The organism is Streptomyces profundus (assembly GCF_020740535.1).
GTDB lineage: Bacteria > Actinomycetota > Actinomycetes > Streptomycetales > Streptomycetaceae > Streptomyces > Streptomyces profundus.
Genome location: NZ_CP082362.1, coordinates 948,007 through 968,986 on the forward strand (window position 1 = coordinate 948,007; position 20,980 = coordinate 968,986).

19 protein-coding genes are annotated in these 20,980 nt (G+C 73.0%); 11 read left to right on the plus strand and 8 right to left on the minus strand.

What is annotated here, in order from left to right:
* Positions 1 to 4: 4 nt before the first annotated feature.
* From K4G22_RS04225 to K4G22_RS04240, 4 genes are all read right to left on the minus strand, one after another.
* Positions 5 to 1,363: an STM4012 family radical SAM protein gene (locus tag K4G22_RS04225; protein WP_228078309.1), complete on the minus strand. Its 1,359-nt coding sequence runs from the start codon at positions 1,361 to 1,363 to the stop codon at positions 5 to 7.
* On the minus strand, positions 1,360 to 2,166 hold the full coding sequence (locus tag K4G22_RS04230) for an STM4013/SEN3800 family hydrolase (protein WP_228078310.1): 807 nt from the start codon (positions 2,164 to 2,166) through the stop codon (positions 1,360 to 1,362). The genes K4G22_RS04225 and K4G22_RS04230 overlap by 4 nt, the downstream gene beginning before the upstream one ends.
* 64 nt (positions 2,167 to 2,230) lie before the next feature.
* Positions 2,231 to 3,400 carry an STM4014 family protein gene (locus tag K4G22_RS04235; protein WP_228078311.1) on the minus strand — a complete coding sequence of 390 codons (1,170 nt, stop codon included), beginning with the start codon at positions 3,398 to 3,400 and terminating at the stop codon, positions 2,231 to 2,233.
* Entirely contained in the window at positions 3,357 to 4,334 is a 978-nt protein-coding gene (locus tag K4G22_RS04240; RefSeq protein WP_228078312.1) for an STM4015 family protein, read from the minus strand. Before K4G22_RS04240 ends, K4G22_RS04235 begins: the two co-directional genes overlap by 44 nt.
* A gap of 169 nt (positions 4,335 to 4,503) precedes the next feature.
* Between K4G22_RS04240 and K4G22_RS04245 the strand changes: the two genes are divergently transcribed.
* Both K4G22_RS04245 and K4G22_RS04250 read left to right on the plus strand, forming a co-directional pair.
* Positions 4,504 to 4,830 (plus strand): hypothetical protein, encoded by a 327-nt coding sequence (locus K4G22_RS04245; protein ID WP_228078313.1) that lies wholly within the window; start codon positions 4,504 to 4,506, stop codon positions 4,828 to 4,830.
* Between the two features lie 149 nt (positions 4,831 to 4,979).
* Positions 4,980 to 6,056: a DUF6745 domain-containing protein gene (locus tag K4G22_RS04250; RefSeq protein WP_228078314.1), complete on the plus strand. Its 1,077-nt coding sequence runs from the start codon at positions 4,980 to 4,982 to the stop codon at positions 6,054 to 6,056.
* A 73-nt stretch (positions 6,057 to 6,129) separates the two neighbouring features.
* Here the strand turns inward: K4G22_RS04250 and K4G22_RS04255 are convergent, their stop codons facing one another.
* Positions 6,130 to 7,254, minus strand: coding sequence for a glycoside hydrolase family 53 protein (locus tag K4G22_RS04255; RefSeq protein WP_228078315.1), 1,125 nt, complete (start codon positions 7,252 to 7,254; stop codon positions 6,130 to 6,132).
* A gap of 204 nt (positions 7,255 to 7,458) precedes the next feature.
* Positions 7,459 to 9,498, minus strand: a complete 2,040-nt coding sequence (locus tag K4G22_RS04260; protein WP_228078316.1) for a beta-galactosidase — start codon at positions 9,496 to 9,498, stop codon at positions 7,459 to 7,461.
* 140 nt (positions 9,499 to 9,638) lie between these two features.
* On the opposite strand from K4G22_RS04260, the gene K4G22_RS04265 reads away from it, so the two are divergent.
* The 6 genes from K4G22_RS04265 to K4G22_RS04290 all read left to right on the plus strand — a co-directional run bounded on the left by K4G22_RS04265 (position 9,639) and on the right by K4G22_RS04290 (position 17,224).
* Positions 9,639 to 10,919 carry an extracellular solute-binding protein gene (locus K4G22_RS04265; RefSeq protein ID WP_228078317.1) on the plus strand — a complete coding sequence of 427 codons (1,281 nt, stop codon included), beginning with the start codon at positions 9,639 to 9,641 and terminating at the stop codon, positions 10,917 to 10,919.
* Positions 10,916 to 11,863: a carbohydrate ABC transporter permease gene (locus tag K4G22_RS04270; RefSeq protein ID WP_228078318.1), complete on the plus strand. Its 948-nt coding sequence runs from the start codon at positions 10,916 to 10,918 to the stop codon at positions 11,861 to 11,863. The genes K4G22_RS04265 and K4G22_RS04270 overlap by 4 nt, the downstream gene beginning before the upstream one ends.
* Complete coding sequence (locus tag K4G22_RS04275; RefSeq protein WP_228078319.1) at positions 11,860 to 12,765, plus strand: carbohydrate ABC transporter permease; 906 nt, start codon at positions 11,860 to 11,862, stop codon at positions 12,763 to 12,765. The genes K4G22_RS04270 and K4G22_RS04275 overlap by 4 nt, the downstream gene beginning before the upstream one ends.
* A 51-nt stretch (positions 12,766 to 12,816) precedes the next feature.
* The gene (locus K4G22_RS04280) at positions 12,817 to 13,848 is read left to right on the plus strand and encodes a LacI family DNA-binding transcriptional regulator (RefSeq protein ID WP_228078320.1); all 1,032 of its coding nucleotides are present in this window, start codon (positions 12,817 to 12,819) and stop codon (positions 13,846 to 13,848) included.
* A 45-nt stretch (positions 13,849 to 13,893) separates the two neighbouring features.
* On the plus strand, positions 13,894 to 14,343 hold the full coding sequence (locus K4G22_RS04285; protein WP_228078321.1) for a PPOX class F420-dependent oxidoreductase: 450 nt from the start codon (positions 13,894 to 13,896) through the stop codon (positions 14,341 to 14,343).
* A gap of 166 nt (positions 14,344 to 14,509) precedes the next feature.
* Complete coding sequence (locus tag K4G22_RS04290) at positions 14,510 to 17,224, plus strand: hypothetical protein (protein WP_228078322.1); 2,715 nt, start codon at positions 14,510 to 14,512, stop codon at positions 17,222 to 17,224.
* Here the strand turns inward: K4G22_RS04290 and K4G22_RS04295 are convergent.
* The gene (locus K4G22_RS04295; RefSeq protein ID WP_228078323.1) at positions 17,181 to 18,050 is read right to left on the minus strand and encodes an SDR family oxidoreductase; all 870 of its coding nucleotides are present in this window, start codon (positions 18,048 to 18,050) and stop codon (positions 17,181 to 17,183) included. The two genes, K4G22_RS04290 and K4G22_RS04295, sit on opposite strands and share 44 nt — an antisense overlap.
* Complete coding sequence (locus K4G22_RS04300; protein WP_228078324.1) at positions 18,047 to 18,649, minus strand: TetR/AcrR family transcriptional regulator; 603 nt, start codon at positions 18,647 to 18,649, stop codon at positions 18,047 to 18,049. Before K4G22_RS04300 ends, K4G22_RS04295 begins: the two co-directional genes overlap by 4 nt.
* A 93-nt stretch (positions 18,650 to 18,742) precedes the next feature.
* Between K4G22_RS04300 and K4G22_RS04305 the strand changes: the two genes are divergently transcribed.
* The 3 genes from K4G22_RS04305 to K4G22_RS04315 all read left to right on the plus strand — a co-directional run bounded on the left by K4G22_RS04305 (position 18,743) and on the right by K4G22_RS04315 (position 20,978).
* Positions 18,743 to 19,081: an HAD family hydrolase gene (locus tag K4G22_RS04305; protein ID WP_228078325.1), complete on the plus strand. Its 339-nt coding sequence runs from the start codon at positions 18,743 to 18,745 to the stop codon at positions 19,079 to 19,081.
* Between the two features lie 331 nt (positions 19,082 to 19,412).
* Positions 19,413 to 20,627, plus strand: a complete 1,215-nt coding sequence (locus K4G22_RS04310) for a hypothetical protein (protein WP_425336600.1) — start codon at positions 19,413 to 19,415, stop codon at positions 20,625 to 20,627.
* A 6-nt stretch (positions 20,628 to 20,633) separates the two neighbouring features.
* A complete protein-coding gene (locus K4G22_RS04315) occupies positions 20,634 to 20,978 on the plus strand; it encodes a MerR family transcriptional regulator (RefSeq protein WP_228078326.1) in 345 nt (114 codons plus the stop codon).
* The last annotated feature ends 2 nt before the right edge of the window (positions 20,979 to 20,980 follow it).

Genomic DNA, 20,980 nt, shown 5'->3' on the forward strand with positions numbered 1-20,980 from the left:
GGCGTCACCTCGGCTCGTGGGCGGCCATCGCCGCGCGCACTTCGGGCGAGAAGAAGACGGGGCCGACGGCGTCCGAGTGGGCCAGCCCTTCGGGCGAGAGGCGCAGCAGCCCCGGGGCGTCGCCGGCCAGCCAGCCCAGGGCGGCCACCGCCGCCAGCTCGGCGGGGAAGTCCTGGTGCGGGTCGGAGCCGAACCGGGCGCGGTAGTCGTCGACGGCGAGTCCTTCGGCCTGGAGCAGGGACTGGAGCAGATGGCGGCGTCTGGCCTCGCCGGCGTCGACGGCGCGGCCGTGCTCGGCGCGGCTGAAGTCCTCGGTGGCGGTGTAGGCGTCGATGATGCCTCGGATCTCCCGCATGTCGACCGCGTAGTCGAAGGAGTAGTGCAGCGTGGAGGTGTAGGAGCGGGCGCCGCAGCCGAGACCGATCATGCCGTCGGTCTGGCAGGCGTAGTCGTCGGGGCCCTGGGCGGGCGCGTCGACGCGACGGAACATCCGCATCGACGCCTGTTGGTAGCCGTGGGCCAGCAGATGGTCCCGGCCCTCGCAGTAACGGCGCAGCCGGGTCTCGTCCCAGGCGAGGTCGGCGGCGAGCCGGTCGGGGTGGCGGCCGAGGCCGGTCAACGGGCGGACATAGAGCGGGTAGAGGTAGATCTCCTCGGGCCGCCAGGCCAGGGCGGCGTCCAGGGAGTGGCGCCAACTGGCCGCCGTCTGACCGTCGATGCCGTAGATCAGGTCGATGTTCAGGACGGGGATGCGGGCGTCGCGGATCCGGCCGATGGCCGACTCGACGTCGGCCCGCCGCTGTGGGCGGACGGCGGCCCGCGCCTCGCTGTCGACAAAGCTCTGCACGCCGAGGCTGAGCCGGGTGGCGCCGCGCTCGGCGAGGACGGCGAGCCGGTCGGCCGTCGCGGTGGCCGGGGACGCCTCGACCGACAGCGGGATCGTCCGCAGATCGGCGCCCATGCGCTGTTCGGCGATGTCGCAGAGCCGGGACAGTTCGTCGGCCGTCAGGAAGGTGGGGGTGCCGCCGCCGAACGCGGCGTTGGAGAACCGGAGCGGCTCGCCGTCGCCGAGCGCCTCGCGCACCGCGACGGCCTGCCGCTCCAGGGCGTCGAGGTAGCGGCCGGTCAGCCCGTCGGGCGCGCCGACCCGGGTGAACAGGTTGCAGAAGCCGCAGCGCACCTCGCAGAACGGTATGTGCGCGTACAGCGAGAGCGCCCGCCTGGACTCCCCGGCCCACAGGTCGGCGAGCCGGGGCCGGTCGGGGAGCGCCCGGTAGGCGGTCTTGTGCGGGTAGGCGTACACGTAGTGCTGATAGGGGCGTTGCCGGGGGAGCTGGTGGGTGGGCGCGGCGGCGACGGTCATGCGGGTGGCTCCAGGAAGAAGTGGCGGTAGGGGACGGTCCACACCGAGGGGTGGCCGAGGCGGTGCCCGGTGTAGCCGTCGTCCCCGTAGGCGGTGCCGTGGTCGGAGCAGACGATGGCGAAGCAGCGGCGACGGGAGCGCATCGCGTCGAAGAGGCGGCCCACCTGGCGGTCGACGTACTCCAGGGCCGCCGCGTGGCTGGCCAGGCTGTCGCCCGCCTCCCGGGTGGCGCCCGGCAGGTGGAACCAGTTGGGCTGATGCAGCGCCGAGACGTTGAGGAAGAGGAACAGCCGCCGCTCGGCCGGCAGTTCGGCGACGATCCGCTCGACGCGGGCGATCTGCGCCTCGAAGGAGGTGGGGGAAGCGACGGAGAACTCCGGCTCCCAGTGGCTCTCCCGGAACAGTCCGGGCAGGACGCTGCCGAGGGCACCCCGCTTGTTGAAGAAGCCGACGCCGCCGACACAGACGGTGTGGTAGCCCCGGTCGGCGAGCGCCGTCACCAGGTCGGGGGCGTCGAAGACGAAGGTGCGGCCGGCGGTGGTCTCGCTGCCGCCGAACCTGGCGGCGAAGAGGCGCGCGTGGCGTCCGGGAGCGGCCGGCGTGGGCAGGAAGCCGGCGAAGATGGCCTGGTGCGAGGCGTAGGTGAAGTTGCCGGGCGCGTGCCGCTCCTCCCAGACGCCGCCCGGCAGATGGGCGGCCAGGTGCGGCAGGCGCCCCTCGGCGGCCAACTCCCGGGCCACGTCGTACCGGAGCGTGTCGAGCGTGAGCAGCAGCAGGTCGTCACGGCCGACCACCTCGTTCATGTCCGGATCATCAGCGGGATGAACGGGATGAACGGGATCAACGGGGTCAGCGAGACGAGCGGGATCAACGGGCCGCATGGTCGCTCCTTCGTCGGTCCTGGAACGGGGCGCCCCGGTGGACGGCGGCGACCTGGGCGGCGTAGGTGTCCAACGTCTCGGCCCCACTGCCCGGCAGGCCCGTCAGCCCGGGCAGCAGATCGCCGAAGGCGTTGACCTCGCCGACGGCGAACCGCCGCCAGCCGGCGGCCGGCAGCAGGTCGACGCCGACGCAGAGCGTGCCGGGGAAGCAGGCGGCGGCCCGCTCGCAGATCTCCAGGGCCCGCGCCCACGCGGCGCCGGCCCGTGCGACGACCTCCGTCATATCCCCTCGGGAGCCGCCCAGATGGAGGTTGGTGAGCGGGTGCCGGCTGGTGCGGACCACGGCGTGGGTGGCCCGGCCGGCGACCACCACCAGGCGCAGATCGGCCGATCCGCCCCGGAGGGCGGCCTTGGGCAGCCAGCGCTCGACGTGCAGCCCTTCGGGCGCCAGGGCGTCGACGATGCCGGCGATGGTCCGCTCGTCGACGAGCCGGCGCATCCGCAGGGAGTTGTGGAGCCGCCCCTCGGGGGTGACCTCGATCGGGGTGGTGGCCTTGAGCCGGCCGGATCGGCTGGTCTCCAGGGCCAGCACGCCGGATCCGGACGAGCCATGGGCGGGTTTGACGAAGACCCGCGCGAAGCCGGGCTCCCCGGTGATCGTCCTGATGTCGTCCCAGCCGCGCACCGGCCGGGCCAGCCCCGAGGTGGGGGACGGCGGGACGGGCACGCCGGCCGCCGCCAGCCTCGCGTGGCAGCGCCGCTTGTCGAACAGGACGGCCAGCTCGTCCGGATCGTCGAGGCGCCGCCCGCCGCGCAGCGAGCGGACGGCGGCCAGGAAGCGGGCGTACCAGAGCGCGGAGCCCTCCACCCGCGTCGGGTCGGCGGCGCCCCGCAGCGCGCGGTCGACCTCGGCGTTCTCGCCCGGCGAGTCCAGCCGCACGATCTCGTGGTCGGCGAAGGCGTGCCCGCCCTCGCGCAGGACGTCCTGCCAGGGGACGACGCGGGGCGGCGCGGCGCCGGCGGCCCCGGCCGCCGCCAGGAACCGCGTCACCCGCCGGTTCTCCGGGTTGCCGACGACCGCCCACGCGCGCGGCTGGGGCGCCGGCCGGGCGCTACTCACCCACCGCGACGAAGCGCCACTGGTTGCCGTCGGCATCCTCGTCCTCGTCGAATTCGGCGCCGCCATGGTCGAGATCGAGCTGGACACCCGCCGGCTCCAGTGTCTCGCGCAGCCGGGTGAGGAGCTTGCCGCTGATGTAGTTGTGCGACAGGTCGAGCGAGCTGAGATGGGTCAGCGGCTGGCCGGTGAGCAGCGCGGACGCCCCCTCGTCGGTGAGCACACCCATCGACAGGTCCAGCGAGTCGAGCCTGGCCACCACGGGCGCGGCGGCCACGGCGGCACAGATCGCGTCCTGCAACACGCTGTTGCACAGGCTCAGATGCCTCAACGCCGGAAGCCGGACGCCGGAGAAGATCGGCGCGAGATCGTCGATGTCGGCGTCGCCGCCGTACTCCGGGGTGCCGAGCCACAGATCGAGGTGGACCAGGGCGGGCAGGTCGCTGGCGGCGACGCCGCGCACCGCCGCGGCCGGCATCCCGCCCGTCTCGATGACGAGCCGGCGGAGCGCCTCGTGCCGGATCGGGGAGAACGACAGGTCCGTACCGCCGCGCACGCCGAACTCCTCCAGCGCGGGGAACGCCTCCAGCACATCCGTGACCCGGCCCTGGTAGATCCAGGAGATCTCGGCCTCCTCCATCACGATGTCGCCGAGGAACACGGCGCGCAGCGCGGTGAGTCGGTCGCGCACCCCGACCAGGGCCTCGATCACGCGTTCAGGGCCGTTCTCGTACGCCTCGCCCCAGACGCCGACGATCAGCGCCCGCACCTGGCTGAGGTCGACGGTGTCCGCGAACCTGGCGAACCTGGCCGTCCACTCCTCGTCGTCGTCGCCGTACGGCTCGACCGCGATCCGCCAGGCCACCGCGTCGGCGGCGGGCAGTTGGGCCACGTCCTTCGGCTCCCGGGGTTCGGCCGGGAAGTCGAAGGCGGGCAGGCCGTGAAAGTCCTGCAAGTGGTTCCCGATGGTCATGCTGCGCCCGTTCCTCGTCGTCGGTCGTCGGACAGTACGGGAGTTCTACCAAGTGCCACTGACAGCGCCGTCGGTGACCCCGTGTCCGGCGGCCGGGGACGGTCGATTGTCAGTGCCTCCGCCTACTGTCCGTGGCGTGGCACATCGGGTGCCGCGGGGAGGGAGATCCATGTATCGACAGGGAGATGTGCTGATCGTGCCGTTGGCGGCGGAGGCGGTGCCGGCCGACGCGCTGGAGGCGGAGTCGGAGCCGAGGGACGGGCGCGGCCGGCTGGTGTTGGCCCTCGGCGAGGTGACGGGCCACGCGCACGCGGTGGTGGGCCCCGGGCGGTTGATCCGGGAGGGCGGCGCCTTCGGGCCGGCGCTGCTCCATGTGCCGGACGGCGCCCGGGTGGTGCACGAGGAGCACGCGGTCATCCCGCTGCCCCGGGGCTGGTACCGGGTGGTGCGGCAGCGCGAGTACGTGCCGGGCTCGGTCCGCGTGGTCGCGGACTGACCGGACGATCCGGCGTCAGGACGGACACCGGGCAACGCCAGAAGACACCGCGCGACACCGCAGCACGGCAACCCAGCAGCACAGCACATCGGCACATCGGCACGGGATTTCGGGAACACGGAGGCACGGGGCACATGGGACACGCGGTCATGCGACACGGGGATCACGGCGACCTGCTGGGCGGGGACGCGTCGCGGGGACGGCCAGGCGCCGAGGCCGGGGGCGAGCCGACGGGCTGGCGCTCGGTGGCGGCGGCCACCGGGCCCGGGGCGCGGGACGCCGCCGAGGCGGGGGTCAGGCTCGCGTATCGGCGGGCGGGGCTGGCGGAGCCCGAGCGGCTGCGGTGGGTGGATTCGCCGCTGGCGGCGGTCCGGCTGCTGCGGGAGGAGGCCGGGCGCACCGGCGCCAGCGTGCGGCGCGCCCTCCGCGACGAGCCCCTTGCGGCCCAACGTGAGCTGATGCACGACCGGTTGGGCCCGACGGGCTGGAGCACGCACTGGCGGGCCACGGGCGCCGATCTGTGGGAGACGACGGCCCCGCTGGTGGAGCGGATCAGGTCGGCGGTGATCGCGGCGTCGGCGCCCCGGCCCAGGGACGAGGCGGCGATCCGCGTCCTGCTGTTGGACGCGGTGCTCGGCCAGCACGAGGCGGCCTGGCTGAGCGCGTTGGACCCGGGCCCGGGCTCCGGGCTCGACGGTCTCGCGGTGGTGGCCAACTCGGCGGGCTGGTGGTGGCCCTACGAGAACGTGGTGGTGCTCAGCGAGCGGCCCGTCGAGCTGTGGCGGGACGAGGCCGGCCGGCTGGACCGCTCGGACGGGCCGGCGCTGGCGTACCCGGACGGCTTCGCGCTGCACGCCTGGCGCGGGCTGCCGGTGCCGGGCGAGTTCCTCAAGCGGCTGGACACGTTGACTCCCGCGCTGATCCGGGAGGAGGAGAACGCGGAGCTGCGCCGTGTGATGCTCGAACACTACGGCTACGACCGCTATTTGACGGAGTCGGGCGCCGAGCCGGTCCACCGCGACGAGACGGGGGTCCTCTGGCGCATAGCGCTGCCGGGCGACGAGGACGTGGCGATGGTCGAGGTGGTCAACTCCACGCCGGAGCCCGACGGCACCAACCGCACCTACTGGCTGCGGGTGCCCCCGCGCACGAGGACCGCGCGCGAGGGCGTGGCCTGGACGTTCGGCCTGGAGGCGGATACCTATGCGCCGCTGCGGCAGACCTGATCGGGGGCGCGGGGGCGGCGGGCCGCCCGGGGGCCCGGTCCTGGGGTGGCTCCGCCGCCTGTGCCGCGTCCTGCTACCAGCCGGCCGCCGGCAGCACCCGGCCGTCGTAGTCGAAGACGGCCTGGTTCTCCCAGGCGTTGCCGGAGGACGGGTCGGCCGGGTCCCAGCCGTTGCCGGCCACGGCGGTCCAGGCCGGCTCCCAGTAGAAGACGCCCAGGCCCCTTCCGCCGGGCACCCCGGCGACCACGGCGCTGATGTCGCGCAGCCAGCGTTGCTGTCCTTCGGGGGTGGCGGGGTAGCCGGCGACCAGTTGGGACTCCTCGCCGATGATGTCCGCGTGGTCGTCGTGGCTGCCCAGCCGGAACGGGTAGGCGGTCTCGGCCACCAGCACATCCCGGTCGTAGCGGGCCACCACGTCGCGGAGGTTGTGGTCCAGCTCGGCCAGGGTGCCGTGCCAGTACCCGTAGAAGGAGAGCGCGACCACGTCGAACGGCACGTTCCTGGCCACCGCGTTGTCGAACCACCAGCGGGTGCCGCCGTTGTCGCCGCCCTCCGCCAGGTGCAGCGCCAGGGTGGTGCTCGGGGACACCTCCCTGGCGGCCTCGGCGCCGACGGTGAGCAGTTCGGCGAGCCGGTCGAAGTTCTCGCTGGAGCCGTCGGGCCAGAGCATCCCGGCGTTGATCTCGTTGCCGATCTGGGCCATGTCGGCCGGGGTGCCCTGGTCGACGAGCGCGCCCAGCACGGCGCGGGTGTGGTCGCGGACGGCCTGGTCGAGCCCGGCCGCGTCCAGACCGGCCCAGGCCGCGGGCTTGTGCTGCTGCCCGGGGTCGGCCCAGCTGTCGGAGTAGTGGAAGTCCACCAGCGTCCGCATCCCCAGGGCGTGGGCCCGGGCGGCGAGGCCCGCGACCCGCGCGGTGTCGTGGTAGCCGTCCGGGGAGTTCACCCACACCTTCAGCCGCACCCAGTTGGCGCCGTTCCCCTGGAGGATGCGCAGCGCGTCGTCCGCCGTTCCGTCCGCGTGCCGGAAGACCGCGCCCAACTCCTCGCCCTTGGGCAGCGAGGAGACGTCCACGCCCCTGATCGGGCCGTCGGCGGCCGGTGCCGCGTGCGCGGCCCCGCCCTGGAGCAGCGGCCAGGCCAGCGGTGCTGCGAGGGCGGCGCCCGATGCGCGAAGGACGGTTCGCCTGCTGGTGCTCATCTCGAACTCCTCTGTCCGATACCGGATGTACCTGAGTTGACTGAGTTGCCGAACATGCCGAACGTGCCGGGCCCGCGGGCCCCGCGGGCGTCATGGCGGCTGCCGGGGCCGCCGGTTCTGTCGATCTGTCTCCCGCCCGGCGAACCGCCCGGTCGCCCGGCGGGCAGTCGCCCCGGCACCCGGCCGGCGCCCCGGCGGTCGCCGTCAGCGCTGGACGCGCAGCACGCGTACCTCCCCCGCCGGGATGGTGAGCTTGTCGGTGACGCGCTCGCCCGTGAGCAGTTCCTCGCCCGTGAGCCGCTCCCCGCCGGCCTTCGTCAACGGCAGCAGCGCCTCAGCGTCGGCATGGTTGATGGCGAACAGGTAGTCGTCCCGCTCGCCCCGGCGGCGCACCACCTCAAGGTCGCGCGGCAGCGGGTCGTGCTCCGGCAGCCCCGCGTCGGCCGAGGCGGCGGCGAGCACCGCGTCCAGATCGTCCCGCCCGAGGTGGGCCGAGACATACCAGGCGCTGCCCTCGCCCAGCCGGTGCCGGGTGACGGCGGGCCCGCCGGCGGCCGGCCCGTCCGCGTAGCGCCACACCGCCTCGGCGCCGTCGCACACCACGGTCTCCGCCCAGCGCTCGGCGGTGAGTTCGGCGCGGTCCCGCCCGGTGAGCCGCACGGCGCGGCCGGCGTGCAGCGGCTGGAACTCCTCCACGGTCAGCCCCAGCACATCGCGCAGCGCGCCCGGGTGCGGCCCGGGGTGCACGGCGTCGTGCTCGTCCACGATGCCGGAGAAGTAGGACACCACCAGGGTGCCGCCGCCCGCCACATACCGGCGCAGGTTCTCGCCGGCCCCGGCGGTCGCGAGGTAGAGCGCGGGCACCACGACCAGCGGGTACGGGGCCAGCTCCCCCTCCGGCCTGACGAAGTCGACGGTGAGGTGTCGGTCGAAGAGCGCGGCGTAGTACGCCTCGGCGCGCTCCCTGGTGTCCAGCTCCTCGCTGGGACGCCATTCGAGGCCCTGCGCCCACCAGGACTGCCAGTCCCAGACCACGGCCGCGTCCGCCACCGTGCGGCTGCCCCACACCTCGGCCAGCCGGTCGAGGTCGGCGCCCAGGCGCACCACCTCGCGCCAGATCCGGCTGTCGGTCCCGGCGTGCGGCAGCATCGCCGAGTGGAACTTCTCCGCGCCCGCCCGGGAGGCGCGCCACTGGAAGAACATCCCGCCCTCGGAGCCGCGCGCCACGTGCGCCAGGGTGTTGCGGGCCATCTCGCCCGGCCGCTTCGCGATGCCGCGCGGCTGCCAGTTGAGGCCACTGGTGGAGTGCTCCAGCAGCAGCCAGGGCCGCCCGTCGCCGACGGAGCGGCTGAGGTCGGCCGCCATCGAGAGGTTGACGTGGTTGCGCGGCTCCTCGGCCACCAGGTAGTGGTCGTTGGTGACCAGGTCCACCTCGCGGCCCCAGGCCCAGTAGTCGATGGTGTCGCACTGGGTCGGCGACACCATGAAGTTGGTGGTCACGGGCGCGTCAGGGGACAGCTCCCACAGCAGGTCGCGCTCGCGCCTGAAGTTGGCCAGCGCGCTGTCGCTGGCGAATCTGGCGAAGTCGAGACGCTGCGCCGGGTTGGCCACGGTCGGGGTGAGCCTGGGCGGTTGGATCTCCTCCCAGTCGCCGTAGAGCTGGCCCCAGAAGGCCGTTCCCCAGGCGGTGTTGAGCGCGTCGACGGTGCCGTAGCGCTCGGCCAGCCAGCGGCGGAAGTCGGCGGCGGAGATGTCGCAGTAGCACTCCAGGACCGGCACCCCGTACTCGTTGTGCACGTGCCACATGACCACCGCCGGGTGCGCGCCATAGCGTTCGGCCAGCGCGCGGGTGATGCGGAGGGCCGCCTCCTGATAGGCGGGCGAGCTGTGGCAGATGGCGCCGCGTGAGCCGAAGGCCCAGCGGGTGCCGTCGCGGCTGACGGGCAGTGCCTCCGGGTGCGCCCGGTAGAACCAGGCCGGCGGGACGACGGTCGGGGTGGCCAGGTCGACGCGGATGCCGCCTTCGTGCAGCAGCTCGATGACGCGGTCCAGCCAGCCGAAGTCGTACTCGCCCTCGCGCGGCTCCAGCCGGGCCCAGCTGAAGATGCCGAGGCTGACCAGGTTCACCCCCGCCTCGCGCATCAGCGCGACGTCCTCGGCCCACACCTCCTCCGGCCATTGCTCCGGGTTGTAGTCGCCGCCGAAGGCGAGTCGGCGCAGACCCCTGGGGGTGCCGTGCGGCATGGGCTTCTCTCCAGATCCATGTGAACGTGCACAGCATCCATGACCGTGCTCAACCACGAAACAACAGAGACCCAACGGTTGACAAGTGGCTGAAACATTTCTTCACTGTGCACGTTCACAGTCATATCCCGGGAGGGAACATGCGTCACCGCGCGATCGCCGCCGTCACCGCGACGCTGTTGGCGGCCACGGCGCTCGCCGGCTGCGGCGCGTCCGACGACGGCACCGTCCGCCTGGACTACTGGGCGTGGGCGCCCGGCATGGAGGAGGTCGTCGAACTCTGGAACGAGGCCAACCCGGACATCCAGGTCACGGTCAAGAAGCAGGCCAGCGGCGACGAGTTGGTCACCAAGACGGTGACCGCCGCCCAGGCCGGCACCGCGCCCGACCTCGTCCAGGCCGAGTACCAGGCGCTGCCGACCCTGGCCAGCAACAATGTCACCGCCGACATCTCCGAGGAGGTGGCCGACGCCGAGGCCGCGTTCACCCCCGCCGTGTGGCAGCAGGTCACCCTCGGCACCGACGCGGTGTACGCGCTCCCCCAGGACTCGGGCCCGCTGCTGTTCTTCTACCGGGCCGACCTATTCGAGGAGTTCGGCCTGACCGTCCCCGAGACCTGGGACGAGTTCGAGCGGACCGCCCGAGACCTGCGCGAGATCGACCCCGACCGCCGGCTGACCACGTTCTCCGCCAACGACGCCGGCCTCTTCGCCGGGTTGACCCAGCAGGCCGGCGCCCAGTGGTGGACCACAGAGACGGACCGCTGGCGGGTGGGGATCGACGACGACGCCGGCCGCCGGGTCAGCGCGTTCTGGGAGGGTCTTGTCGCCGAGGAACTGGTCGACAACCAGCCCATGTACACGCCCGCGTGGAACCAGGCGCTCAACGAGGGCGACCAGATCGCCTGGATCAGCGGCGTGTGGGCGCCCGGCACGCTGGCCACGGCCGCCCCCGACACCGAGGGCTCCTGGGCTGCGGCACCGCTGCCCCAGTGGGAGGCCGGGGCGAACGTCACCGGCAGCTGGGGCGGTTCCACCACGGCGGTGACCACGGACTCCGACCACCGAGCCGAGGCGGCCGAGTTCGCGGTCTGGCTCAACACCGACCCCGAGGCGCTGACCGCCCTCGTGCAGATCTGCGGGATCTACCCGGCCGCCAGCGACGCCCAGTCCGGCGGCGCCCTGGCGGAGCCGCCCCCGTTCTTCGCCAACCAGCCCGACTTCTACGACACGGTCGCCGAGGTGGCCGAGGGCGCGGCCCCCGCCGCCTGGGGCCCCAACGTCACCGTCGCCTACAGCGCGTTCAACAACGCCTTCGGCGCGGCGGCCGGCCGCCGCGCCGGGTTCGAGGAGGCCCTGGCCGTCATGCAAGAGACCACGTTCGAGGACATGGACCGGCTCGGCTTCGAGGTCGTCCAGTGAGCGCCCCGCGCGGTTCGTCGAGTGCCCGGCGCCGGCGGAGCACCTCGGCCAGGGCCGCCCCCTACGGCTTCCTCGCCCCGACGGCCGTGCTGTTCGTCCTGTTCTTCGCGCTGCCGATCGGCTACGCGCTCTATCTCAGTGTGCGCAAGGTCGAGATCAGGGGCCTGGGCCTCGGCCCGGACGGGCGCGCCGAGGTGTGGGCCGGGCTGGACAACTACCGCCGGGCGCTGACCGACTCCGAGCTGTTGGACGGCGCGCTGCGGGTGCTGGGCTACGGCGCGATCGTGGTGCCGGTGATGATGGGCCTGGCGCTGTTCTTCGCCCTGCTGCTGGACGACGAACGGGTGCGCGGGCGCCGCTTCGGCCGGCTGGCGATCTTCCTGCCGTACGCCGTGCCCGGGGTGATCGCCGCGCTGCTGTGGGGCTTTCTCTACCTCCCCTCGGTCAGCCCGCTCACCGACGCGCTGGAGGCGGTCGGGCTGCCCGCCCCCGACCTGCTCCAGGGGGCTTCGCTCTACGGCGCGTTGGCCAACATCGCGATCTGGGGCGGCACCGGCTTCAACATGATCGTGATCTACACCGCGCTGCGCGCCATCCCGGCCGAGGTCCACGAGGCGGCGCGGCTGGACGGCTGCACCCCGTTCCAGACCGCGCTGCGGATCAAGATCCCGATGGTGCTGCCCTCGCTGGTGCTCACCTTCTTCTTCTCGATCATCGCCACGCTCCAGGTCTTCAACGAGCCGACGACCCTGCGCCCGCTGACCAACAACCTCTCCACCACCTGGTCCCCGCTGATGAAGGTCTACCAGGACGCGTTCACCGGCGGTGACATCCATGCCGCCGCGGCGACCGCCGTGGTGATCGCGCTGGTCACGCTGACCCTGTCGTTCGGCTTCCTGCGGCTGGCCACCGCCCGTAACCGCCGCGAGGAGAACGCCCGATGAGCGCCCCGACCACCTCGGCCAACACTGCCAACACCGCCAACGCCGCCAACGCCACGGCGGACGCCCGCCGCCCGCGCCGGATCGCGCTGCTGCCCACCGCCGCGCTGCTGTTGGGCGCGGTCTACTGCCTGCTGCCGGTGGCCTGGGTCGCGATCGCCGCCACCAAGGCGGGCAACGAGCTGTTCTCGACGTTCACCTTCGCGCCCGGCGGCGGGCTGCTGGACAACGTCTCGGACCTGAACGGCTACCGGGACGGGATCTACTGGCGCTGGATGGCCAACTCCGCGCTCTACGCGGGCATCGGCGCGCTGCTGTCCTGCGCGGTCTCCGCGCTGGGCGGCTACGCGCTGGCGCTCTACCGCTTCCCCGGCCGGGAGACCATCTTCAACGTGCTGCTCGCCGGCGTGCTGATGCCGCCGGTGATCCTGGCGGTTCCGCAGTACCTGCTGCTGGCCGAGGTCCATCTGACCGACAGCCACGCGGCCGTGCTGCTGCCGGTGCTGCTCTCCCCCTTCGGCATCTATCTGGCGCGGATCTACACGGCGGCGGCGGTCCCCCAGGACGTCGTCGAAGCCGCCCGGATGGACGGGACGGGCGAGTGGCGGATCTTCCGGGCGATCGCCCTGCCGATGATGCTGCCGGGTCTGGTGACGGTCTTCCTGTTCCAGTTCGTCGCCATCTGGAACAACTTCCTGCTGCCGTACATCATGCTCAGCGACGACGAGAAGTTCCCCATCACCCTCGGTCTGTTCACCCTCCTCAACCAGGGCTCGACCACGCCGGCCCTCTACACCCTGGTGATCACCGGCGCCCTGCTGGCGGTGCTCCCGCTGATCCTGCTCTTCCTCGTCATCCAGCGGTTCTGGAGCCTCGATCTCCTCTCCGGCGCGGTGAAGTCCTGACGGCCCCCGCCGGACCTGGGACGACGATTGTCAGCGTGTCACCGTAAGGTCGTGACCATGGGCAATCCGGTGAGACGTCAGCGGCCGACGATCCACGATGTGGCGCGTGAGGCGGGCGTCTCGCGTGGCACGGTCTCGCGGGTGCTCAACGGCGGCCACCACGTCAGCCCGGCGGCCACCGAGGCGGTCAACGCGGCGATCCGCAGGACGGGCTATGTGGTCAACCGGCATGCCCGCAGCCTGATCACCGGCCGGTCGGGGTCGGTGGCCTTTCTGCTCACCGAGCCGCAGGAGCGGTTCTTCGAGGACCCCAACTTCAATGTGCTGCTGCGCGGCTGCACCCAGGCGCTGGCCGCGCACGACATCCCGCTGCTGCTGATGATCGCCGGCTCGCGGGACGAGCAGCGGCGGATCACCCGCTATGTCACGGCCGGCCATGTGGACGGCGTGCTGCTGGTCTCCAGCCACACGGGCGATCCGGTGGCCGCCCAGCTCACCCGCGCCGGCATCCCGGTGGTCGCCTCCGGCAAGCCGATGGATCCGCGCGCCGGCCGCCTCGCGCATGTGGCGGCCGACGACCGGGACGGCGCCCGGTCGATGGTGCGGCATCTGGTGGCCGGCGGCCGGCGCCGGATCGGCACGGTCACGGGCCCGCAGGACACCTCCGGCGGTGTGCAGCGGTTGGAGGGCTACCGCGAGGTGCTGGCCGAGGCCGGCCTCCCGTTCGAGGAGACGCTGGTGGCCACGGGGGACTACGGCCGGGAGAGCGGCGCGGTCGCCGCCGAGCGGCTGCTGGCCGAACACCCGGATCTGGACGCCCTGTTCGTCGCCTCCGATCTGATGGCTCGGGGCGCTTTGGAGGCCCTGGAGCGCGCCGGGCGCAGTGTGCCGGGGGATGTGGCGGTCGGCGGCTTCGACGACTCGTCCGCCGCTCTGGCCGCCAGGCCCGCGCTGACCACCATCCGTCAGCCGTGGGACCGGATCAGCCAGGAGATGGTGCGGGTCCTGCTGGCGCGGATCGCCGGCGAGGACACCTCGGCGGTGATCCTCCCCACCGAGCTGGTGATTCGGGACTCCGCGTAGCGCTCCCGCGTAGGATGCCGTGGCCTTCCATGGACGGAGTCCACCGTGAGCACTGTGCGCATTCCCGACGACGTGGCCGCGGCTCGCTACGTCAACCTCACCACCTTCCGCCGCACCGGCGTCCCGGTCGCCACCCCCGTGTGGCACGCCCCGGACGGCGAGCGGGTGGTGATCTGGACCAACGACGACAGCGGCAAGGTGAAACGCCTGCGGCACACCGCGCGGGTCACCGTGACCGTCTGCGATCTCAGGGGACGGGTCCGCCCCGGCACCCCCGAACACGCCGCCACCGCGCGGGTCCTGGACGCCGATGAGGGCAGGGCGGCGCGCGCCGTGTTGTCCCGCCGGTACCGGCTGATGCGTCTCACCGACCTGCTCGCCCGGGTGGTGCCGAGGATCACCCGTCGCGGCGTCGCCGTGGCGGTCACCTTCACCGCCCCCGACACCGACTCCGACGCCGGCTCCGACTCCCCGGCGGCCGGCGACGCTGGGTGAGGGGCGCGGCGGGGCGGGTGACACCGGGCGCCGCCGGCCGGTGAGTTCACGTCGCGGCCAGGGTGGCGCGCCATGACGTTCACCCGGTGGGGAGGTTCCGTTCCCGGGGCCGATGTCAGGTAAGGAACCTGTTTGCCCCAACCTAGGAGTTCGCACCCCTATGTCGATGCGTCAGCGTGTCGTCGCCCTGCTCGCCGTGTCACTCGCCGCCCTGGGCAGTGGCCTCGGCGCCTCTCCCGCCGGCGCGGCGCCGGCCGTCGACCGACTCGCCGTCTCCGTGGTCGGCGACGGGGAGACGGGCGGGAACCGCGCCGTCCCCGTCTCGATCCTCTCCCTCGGCGGCGACGGGACCAGGGGCGATGTCCGCACCCTGCCCACGGCCGCCGACGGCGACCAGCACGCGTTCACCCTGGGCGCCGACCGCGACCAGCAGGGCGCGCTGCGGCAGTCGGCCGACCACCGGTTCCTGACGATCGGCGGCTACGACGCCGAGCCGGGCGATCTGGCGCTCAACGACACGGCGGCTCCCGACACCCTCCGGGTGGTGGCGCGGATCGACGCGGCCGGCGCCGTCGACACGTCGACATCCCTGGCGGACGGCTACTCGCTGCGCCATCTCCGTGGCGTGGCCAGCGACGACGGCACACGCCACTGGACCGGCGGGCACGGCCACGACGCGCCGGCCACCCGCGCCGGCGTGCTGAGCGTCGAACACGGCGGTGCGGCGCCGACGCCGGTCGTCGCTGGCTCCTCGGAGCTGAACAACGCGCGGGTGCCGCTGATCCACGACGGCCAGTTGTACGTCTCCAGCGACCGCACCGGGTTCCACGGCGTCAACCAGGTCGGCTCCGGCCTGCCGACCACGGCCGCCGACCTCACCCCGGTCGCTTCGGCGCCCGACGGGGCGAGCGTGCCGCACGACTTCGTCTTCGTCGGCGACACCCTCTATGTCGGCTACACCGAGGGCAGCGCGCCCGGGCTGGCGAAGTACGTGCGGCGGGACGGCTCCTGGGCGTATGTCGGCAGCCACCCCGGCGTGTTCTGGGGCCTCACCGGGCGGGTGGCCGGCGAGCGGACCGTCCTCTACGCGGTGCGCGGCGGCGGCCAGGGCAACGAGGTGGTCCGGCTCCTGGACGAAGGCGCCGACACGTGGGAGGTGGTAGAGGAGCGGACGTTGGCCACCGCCGACGCCGGCACCGCCTTCCGTGGCATCGCGTTCGCCGCGGGTTTCGCGCCCGGCACCGACCCGATCGAGTCGGAGGGGCCCACGCCCGCCGTCGGTTGGACGCCGCGCGTCGCCGGCGGCACGGGCAACGCCCTGTCCGCGGTGCTCGACGCCGCCGGCAACCCCGTCGCCCGCGGCCGGGTCGCCGACCCGGCCGGCGCGGAGCTGACCGTGACCGCCACCTCGGCCGACCCCTCGGTCGTCGCCGACGACGGCCTCACCGTCCGGGTCGAAGAGGACGGCACGTTCGCCCTCTCCGCCACCCCGCGCTCCGCCGGCGCGTCCGTCATCACCGTCACGGCGACGGCGGCGGACGGCCGGCAGGGCACGGCGCGGCTTGACTACCGGGTGTCGGCGGCGTTGCCCGACGCCGGTGTCCGCGCCCACCCGGGGATGTCGGACGCCTCGGCGTCCTACGCCGTCGGGGACGGCCACTTCGTGGTCGCCGACGACGACTCGAACCAGTTCCGGCTCTATGGCGGGGGCTTCGCCGAGCCGATCGCCACGTTCGACCTCACCGAGCGGGTACCGGCCGTCCGCTCGGGCGACACCTGGGACATCGAGGGCGCCGCCCGGGCGGGGAACACCATCTACTGGGTGGGTTCCCTCGGCAACACCAACAGCGGCAACATCCGCCTGGACCGGGATCTCGTCATCGCCACCGCCGTGCACGGCAGCGGCGCGGACACCACCCTGGAGTACGTCGGCCACGCCCGTGGCCTGCGGCAGGCGCTCGTCGACGGCGACATGGCCGACGTCCACGGCCTGGGCGCCGACCACTTCGGCTTCCGGGCCGCGACCCAGGACGGGGTGTCAGCGCGGGGACCGAACTCCCTGAACGTGGAGGGCGCGACCATCGCGCCCGACGGCACCACCCTCTGGCTGGGCTTCCGTTCACCACTTGTCGCCCTGAACAGCGGCGGGGACGGCGACGGGGACAGCGACGGCGACAAAGCGCTGGTGGTCGGCATCCCCGACATCGCCGGTGTGGTCGCGGGCACCACCGAGCCCCGCTTCGGCGACGTGGTGCGGCTGGACCTCGACGGCCACGCCATCCGCGACCTCCAGGAGACCGACGACGGCGGCTATCTGATCATCGGCGGATCCACCGACGACGGCGGGGACTTCGACCTCTACGGCTGGACGGGCCGGCCGGAGGACGCCCCCGTCCGGTCCGCCACCTCGCCGACCCCGCCCGCCGGTTGGGAGGGCGGCTCCTTCGAGGCGCTCCTGGACACCTCGGGTCTGGCCGACGGCACGACGGTGCGCCTGGTGCAGGACGCCGGCAATGTCGACATCTACGGCGACGGCACCCCGGGCGAGGACCTGCCGGCCGCCGAACTGCGGAAGTTCCTGACCCTGGAGTACCGCCTCGACTTCGGCGGCGCCTTCCCCGGCGAGCCGGCCGAGGAGTCGCCGCGCCCCGGCGGCCCCGAAGGCCCGGGCGACGACAACCGGCCGGACGACGACGAGAACGCCGCCGGGACCGACGACCAGGAGAGCGAGGCAGCGGGCGGCGACGGCGACCTCGCCGGGACCGGCGCCGGGACGATCCTCGTGGTCGCCGCCCTCGCCGCGCTGCTCGTCCTCGGTGGCGGGACGGCGCTCCTCATCAGGCGCGGAACGCTTCCGCGTGGTCCCTGGCCCAGCGCCTGAACGTGCGGGCCGGCCGGCCCGTGACGTCGCTCGCCGTCGGGGGCGGCACGGCGCCCGGCGCGGGGGCGAAGTCCGCCGCCTCGGCGGGGTCGGCCTCCGCGCCGCCGTAGTCCTCGAACCCCAGCAGGAAATCGGCGTTCTCGGCGGCGAACCCGCCCTGCGCCCGGTAGATCTCCCTGGCCTCCTCCAGGGTCACCGTCTCCAGCCGGATCTCCTCGCCCATCGCCTCGGCGATCAGCTCCACCTGTCGGCGGTGGGTGAGGAGTTCCGGCCCGTTGAGCGTGTAGGCGCGCCCCTCGTGGCCCGGTTCGGTCAGGGCCAGCGCGGCAACCTCCGCGATGTCCTCCTCGTGCACCGGATACCAGGCGGCGTCCGGCAGCGGCTCGCGCACCACCCGCTCGGCGCGGATCGGCGGGCCCCAGAGGGCCAGCTTGTTCATCGCGAACTCCCCGGGGCGGACATGCGTCCACGCCAACCCGGCCGCCTCCACCGCGCGTTCGACCGGCAGATGGTAGTCCGTGTCATAGCCGTCGGTCACCGCGCCCGACGACAGCACCACCACCCGCCGCACCCCCGCCCGCCGCGCCAGCTCGGCCACCGCCCCCGCGGTGTGCGGAACGGGAAAGAGAAACACCTCGGAGACCCCGGCCAGCGCCGGCCGCAGCGTCTCGGGACTGCCGAGGTCCCCCTCGTACACCGCCACCCCGGCCGGCAGCCCCGGGGCCGGCCTGCGGCTCAACGCCCGGACGTCCCGCCCCGCTTCGAGAAGCCGACGGACGACACCCCGCCCCACGTTGCCGGTCGCACCGGTCACCAGAACGGTCATCCGCGGTCGTCCTCTCGGCTGGGGCGCGGGGCGGTCCCGACGCCGTTCTCCAGGGTCCGGATCACCGACGCCGAGGCGCCAGGACGCGGCAGCAGCCCACTGCCCACCGCCGTGCAGCCGGCGGAGATCCCCGCCCACAGCACATGTTCGATCCACTCGGCGCTCACCTCGCGATCCAGCACTCCCGCCTCCTGGCCCCGCCGGATCAGGGCACCGATCCGGTCGGCCGCCGGGTCGGGGCCCTCCGGCACCGTGATCGCGTCGGTGACCCTCGGATCGCCGTAGAGGAACAGCACCGCGTCGCCGACGTCCACCATGGCGCTCACCAGCCGGCGCAGCGCGGCCAGCGGCGGGTCCTCCTCGATCCGCGCCTCGGTCAACGCCACGTCGAGGCGCCGCAGCGAGTCCTGGACGACGGCCGAGATCAGCAACTCCCGGTCGGGGAAGTACCGCTGGAGCGTGCTGCGCCCGACGCCGGCCGCCGCCGCGATCACGGCCAGCGTGGCGTCGTGGCGGCGGGAGAGTTCGGTGACGGCGGCATCCAGGATGGCCCGTCGGGTGCGCCCCCGGACGCCGACCACGGGCGGGGTCTCGGTCATGGCCGCACCCTAGGCGGCAACACCCGTCACCCGGCAACCAGCTACCCGTTCTGGGGCACCGGTGCCCCGTTCTCTCGCCCGTACCCTGTCCGCATGGTCAGTCCGGTGGAACTCGTCATCTTCGACTGCGACGGCGTGCTCATCGACAGCGAGCGCCTGGCCGTGCGCCTCCACGCCGCCTTGGGCGCCGAAATGGGCTGGCCGTTGACCGAGGCCGAGGTGATCGAGAAGTTCATCGGCCGATCGATCGTCTCCAACGGCGAGCAGATCGCCGACCGAATAGGCCGGAGGCGGGCCGCACTCTGGCTGGAACGGTTCGCGGAACGTCATCGCGCGGCCGTCGAAGCCGAACTCACCCCGGCGCACTGGCTCGAAGGGCCGGACACCACGGTCTTCGACGACATGAGCCAACTCCCCACGCTCCTCACGTAGGCGTCACGGCCCCTCCGTGGGGGCGGGGGTGCCGACGTCCGCCCCAACGCCTGAGATCCCGACGCCCCGCGCCGCGATCGGCCCCTCGCCCCAGCGACCACAGCCGTCCGGTGCCTACTCCCGAGACACCTGACGCCTCGACGGTTCCAGTTGTACAACGAATCGGTTACGATAAGGCGCAGTTCGGCGAGACGGGCCGGCCGGGGGCCGCTTCGCTGTTCGCGAGTTCACGACGTCGTTATCCGGTGGTCGCCCGGGTCGGGGGAGCCGATAACGCGTGCTTCCTACCGTTCCCGTGGCTCGTTATGCCGTCACACCTTGGGAGAAGCGCGTGTCTCAGGCCAGGTTGATCCTTGTCGCCGCCCTCGCCGCCGCCGGGGTGGCCGTCGCGGCGGTGCCCATCGCACAGGCCGCCCCGAACCCCGCCCCCAGCGCGCCGCCGGTGGGGGCGGAAACGTCGGTCGCCGTCGATCCGCCGCCCCAGCCCCGCTGGCCGGAGTACGTCAACGGCGGTTCATGGCCGACGAGTCACGTCCAGGGCGTCGTGGTGGACACCGAGAACGACCTCGTCTACTGGTCGTTCACCCAGATGTTGGTCAAGACCGATCTCGAAGGGAACGTCATCGGCACCGTCGAGGGCCTCACCGGTCACCTCGGCGATATCGACCTCAACCGCGAGGACGGGCGGGTCTACGGCTCGCTGGAGTACAAGGCCGAGGAGGCGTTCTACATCGCCATCTTCGACGTGGACGCCATTGACCGGATCGGCATGGACGCGGAGACGGACGGCGTGCTCACCGCCGTCCATCTGGAGGAGGTCGTCGAGGACTTCACCGCCGACATGGACGGTGACGGCGTCTTCGACGGCGACACCGGCGACACGGCCGACCACCGTTACGGGTGCAGCGGCATCGACGGCGTCTCGTTCGGCCCCTCGTTCGGGGCCCGTTGGGGGGCGGAACAGAACCTGATGGTGGCCTACGGCGTCTACTCCAACGTGGAGCGCACCGACAACGACCACCAGGTCGTCCTGGAGTACGACATCGACGACTGGCACGCGTACGAGCGCCCGCTCTCCCAGGCTGACCCGCACCGCAGCGGGCCCGACGCCGTGGACGAGAAGTACTTCCTCCACACCGGCAACACCACCTACGGCGTGCAGAACCTCGAATACGACCAGCACACGGGGAACTGGCTGCTGGCCGTCTACCCGGGCGTCAAGGAGGAGTTCCCCAACTACCCGCTCTTCATGGTGGAGGGCGCCAGGCAGCCGGAGCGGGGTGAGATCGTCGGCCAACCGGAGTATGAGGAGGGCCAGTTGCTGAGCCTCCTGCCGCGCGGGCTGCACGACGAGGCCACCGACACCTGGGGTTGGGACTTCGACGCCTCCTACGGCCTGGAGTCGCTGGGCGACGGCTACTACTACGGAGCTGAGGGCCGCGCCGTCCCGGGCGGCGACCAGGAGGGCGAGGTCCACCTCTACCGCTGGAGCGGCCAGCCGCCGAACCCGTTCACCCCGGTCGCCGGCTCGGGCGAGGCCGGCTAGCGGACCATGCGGATCGGCGAGGCCGCTCGGGTCAGCGGCGTGAGCGTACGGGCGTTGCGGTACTACGAGGACGAGGGACTGATCGTCCCGGGGCGCCGCGACAACGGGTACCGCGACTACTGCCGGCCGACCATCGACCGGGTCCTCGCCGTCCGCGCGCTGTTGGAGTCCGGGCTGCCGGTGCGGCTGATCAGGGAGGCGCTGCCCGTCGTCGACGACGGGCAGGCCGCGCTGGAGGCCGAGTTCCTGGCGGAGGTGGCGGGCTACCGCGATCGGCTCGCCGCCAGGATCACCGAACTCCAGGCCAGGCAGGCCGCGCTCGACGCCTTCCTCCGCCAGAACGGGAGTTGACC

What these genes read in the sequence shown, in the direction of transcription:
- K4G22_RS04225 (WP_228078309.1), bottom strand. Translation starts at nt 1,363, where the DNA reads ATGACCGTCGCCGCCGCGCCCACCCACCAGCTCCCCCGGCAACGCCCC.
- K4G22_RS04230 (WP_228078310.1), bottom strand. Translation starts at nt 2,166, where the DNA reads ATGAACGAGGTGGTCGGCCGTGACGACCTGCTGCTGCTCACGCTCGAC.
- K4G22_RS04235 (WP_228078311.1), bottom strand. Translation starts at nt 3,400, where the DNA reads ATGCCGACGGCAACCAGTGGCGCTTCGTCGCGGTGGGTGAGTAGCGCC.
- K4G22_RS04240 (WP_228078312.1), bottom strand. Translation starts at nt 4,334, where the DNA reads ATGACCATCGGGAACCACTTGCAGGACTTTCACGGCCTGCCCGCCTTC.
- K4G22_RS04245 (WP_228078313.1), top strand. Translation starts at nt 4,504, where the DNA reads ATGTATCGACAGGGAGATGTGCTGATCGTGCCGTTGGCGGCGGAGGCG.
- K4G22_RS04250 (WP_228078314.1), top strand. Translation starts at nt 4,980, where the DNA reads ATGCGACACGGGGATCACGGCGACCTGCTGGGCGGGGACGCGTCGCGG.
- K4G22_RS04255 (WP_228078315.1), bottom strand. Translation starts at nt 7,254, where the DNA reads ATGAGCACCAGCAGGCGAACCGTCCTTCGCGCATCGGGCGCCGCCCTC.
- K4G22_RS04260 (WP_228078316.1), bottom strand. Translation starts at nt 9,498, where the DNA reads ATGCCGCACGGCACCCCCAGGGGTCTGCGCCGACTCGCCTTCGGCGGC.
- K4G22_RS04265 (WP_228078317.1), top strand. Translation starts at nt 9,639, where the DNA reads ATGCGTCACCGCGCGATCGCCGCCGTCACCGCGACGCTGTTGGCGGCC.
- K4G22_RS04275 (WP_228078319.1), top strand. Translation starts at nt 11,860, where the DNA reads ATGAGCGCCCCGACCACCTCGGCCAACACTGCCAACACCGCCAACGCC.
- K4G22_RS04290 (WP_228078322.1), top strand. Translation starts at nt 14,510, where the DNA reads ATGCGTCAGCGTGTCGTCGCCCTGCTCGCCGTGTCACTCGCCGCCCTG.
- K4G22_RS04295 (WP_228078323.1), bottom strand. Translation starts at nt 18,050, where the DNA reads ATGACCGTTCTGGTGACCGGTGCGACCGGCAACGTGGGGCGGGGTGTC.
- K4G22_RS04300 (WP_228078324.1), bottom strand. Translation starts at nt 18,649, where the DNA reads ATGACCGAGACCCCGCCCGTGGTCGGCGTCCGGGGGCGCACCCGACGG.
- K4G22_RS04305 (WP_228078325.1), top strand. Translation starts at nt 18,743, where the DNA reads ATGGTCAGTCCGGTGGAACTCGTCATCTTCGACTGCGACGGCGTGCTC.
- K4G22_RS04315 (WP_228078326.1), top strand. Translation starts at nt 20,634, where the DNA reads ATGCGGATCGGCGAGGCCGCTCGGGTCAGCGGCGTGAGCGTACGGGCG.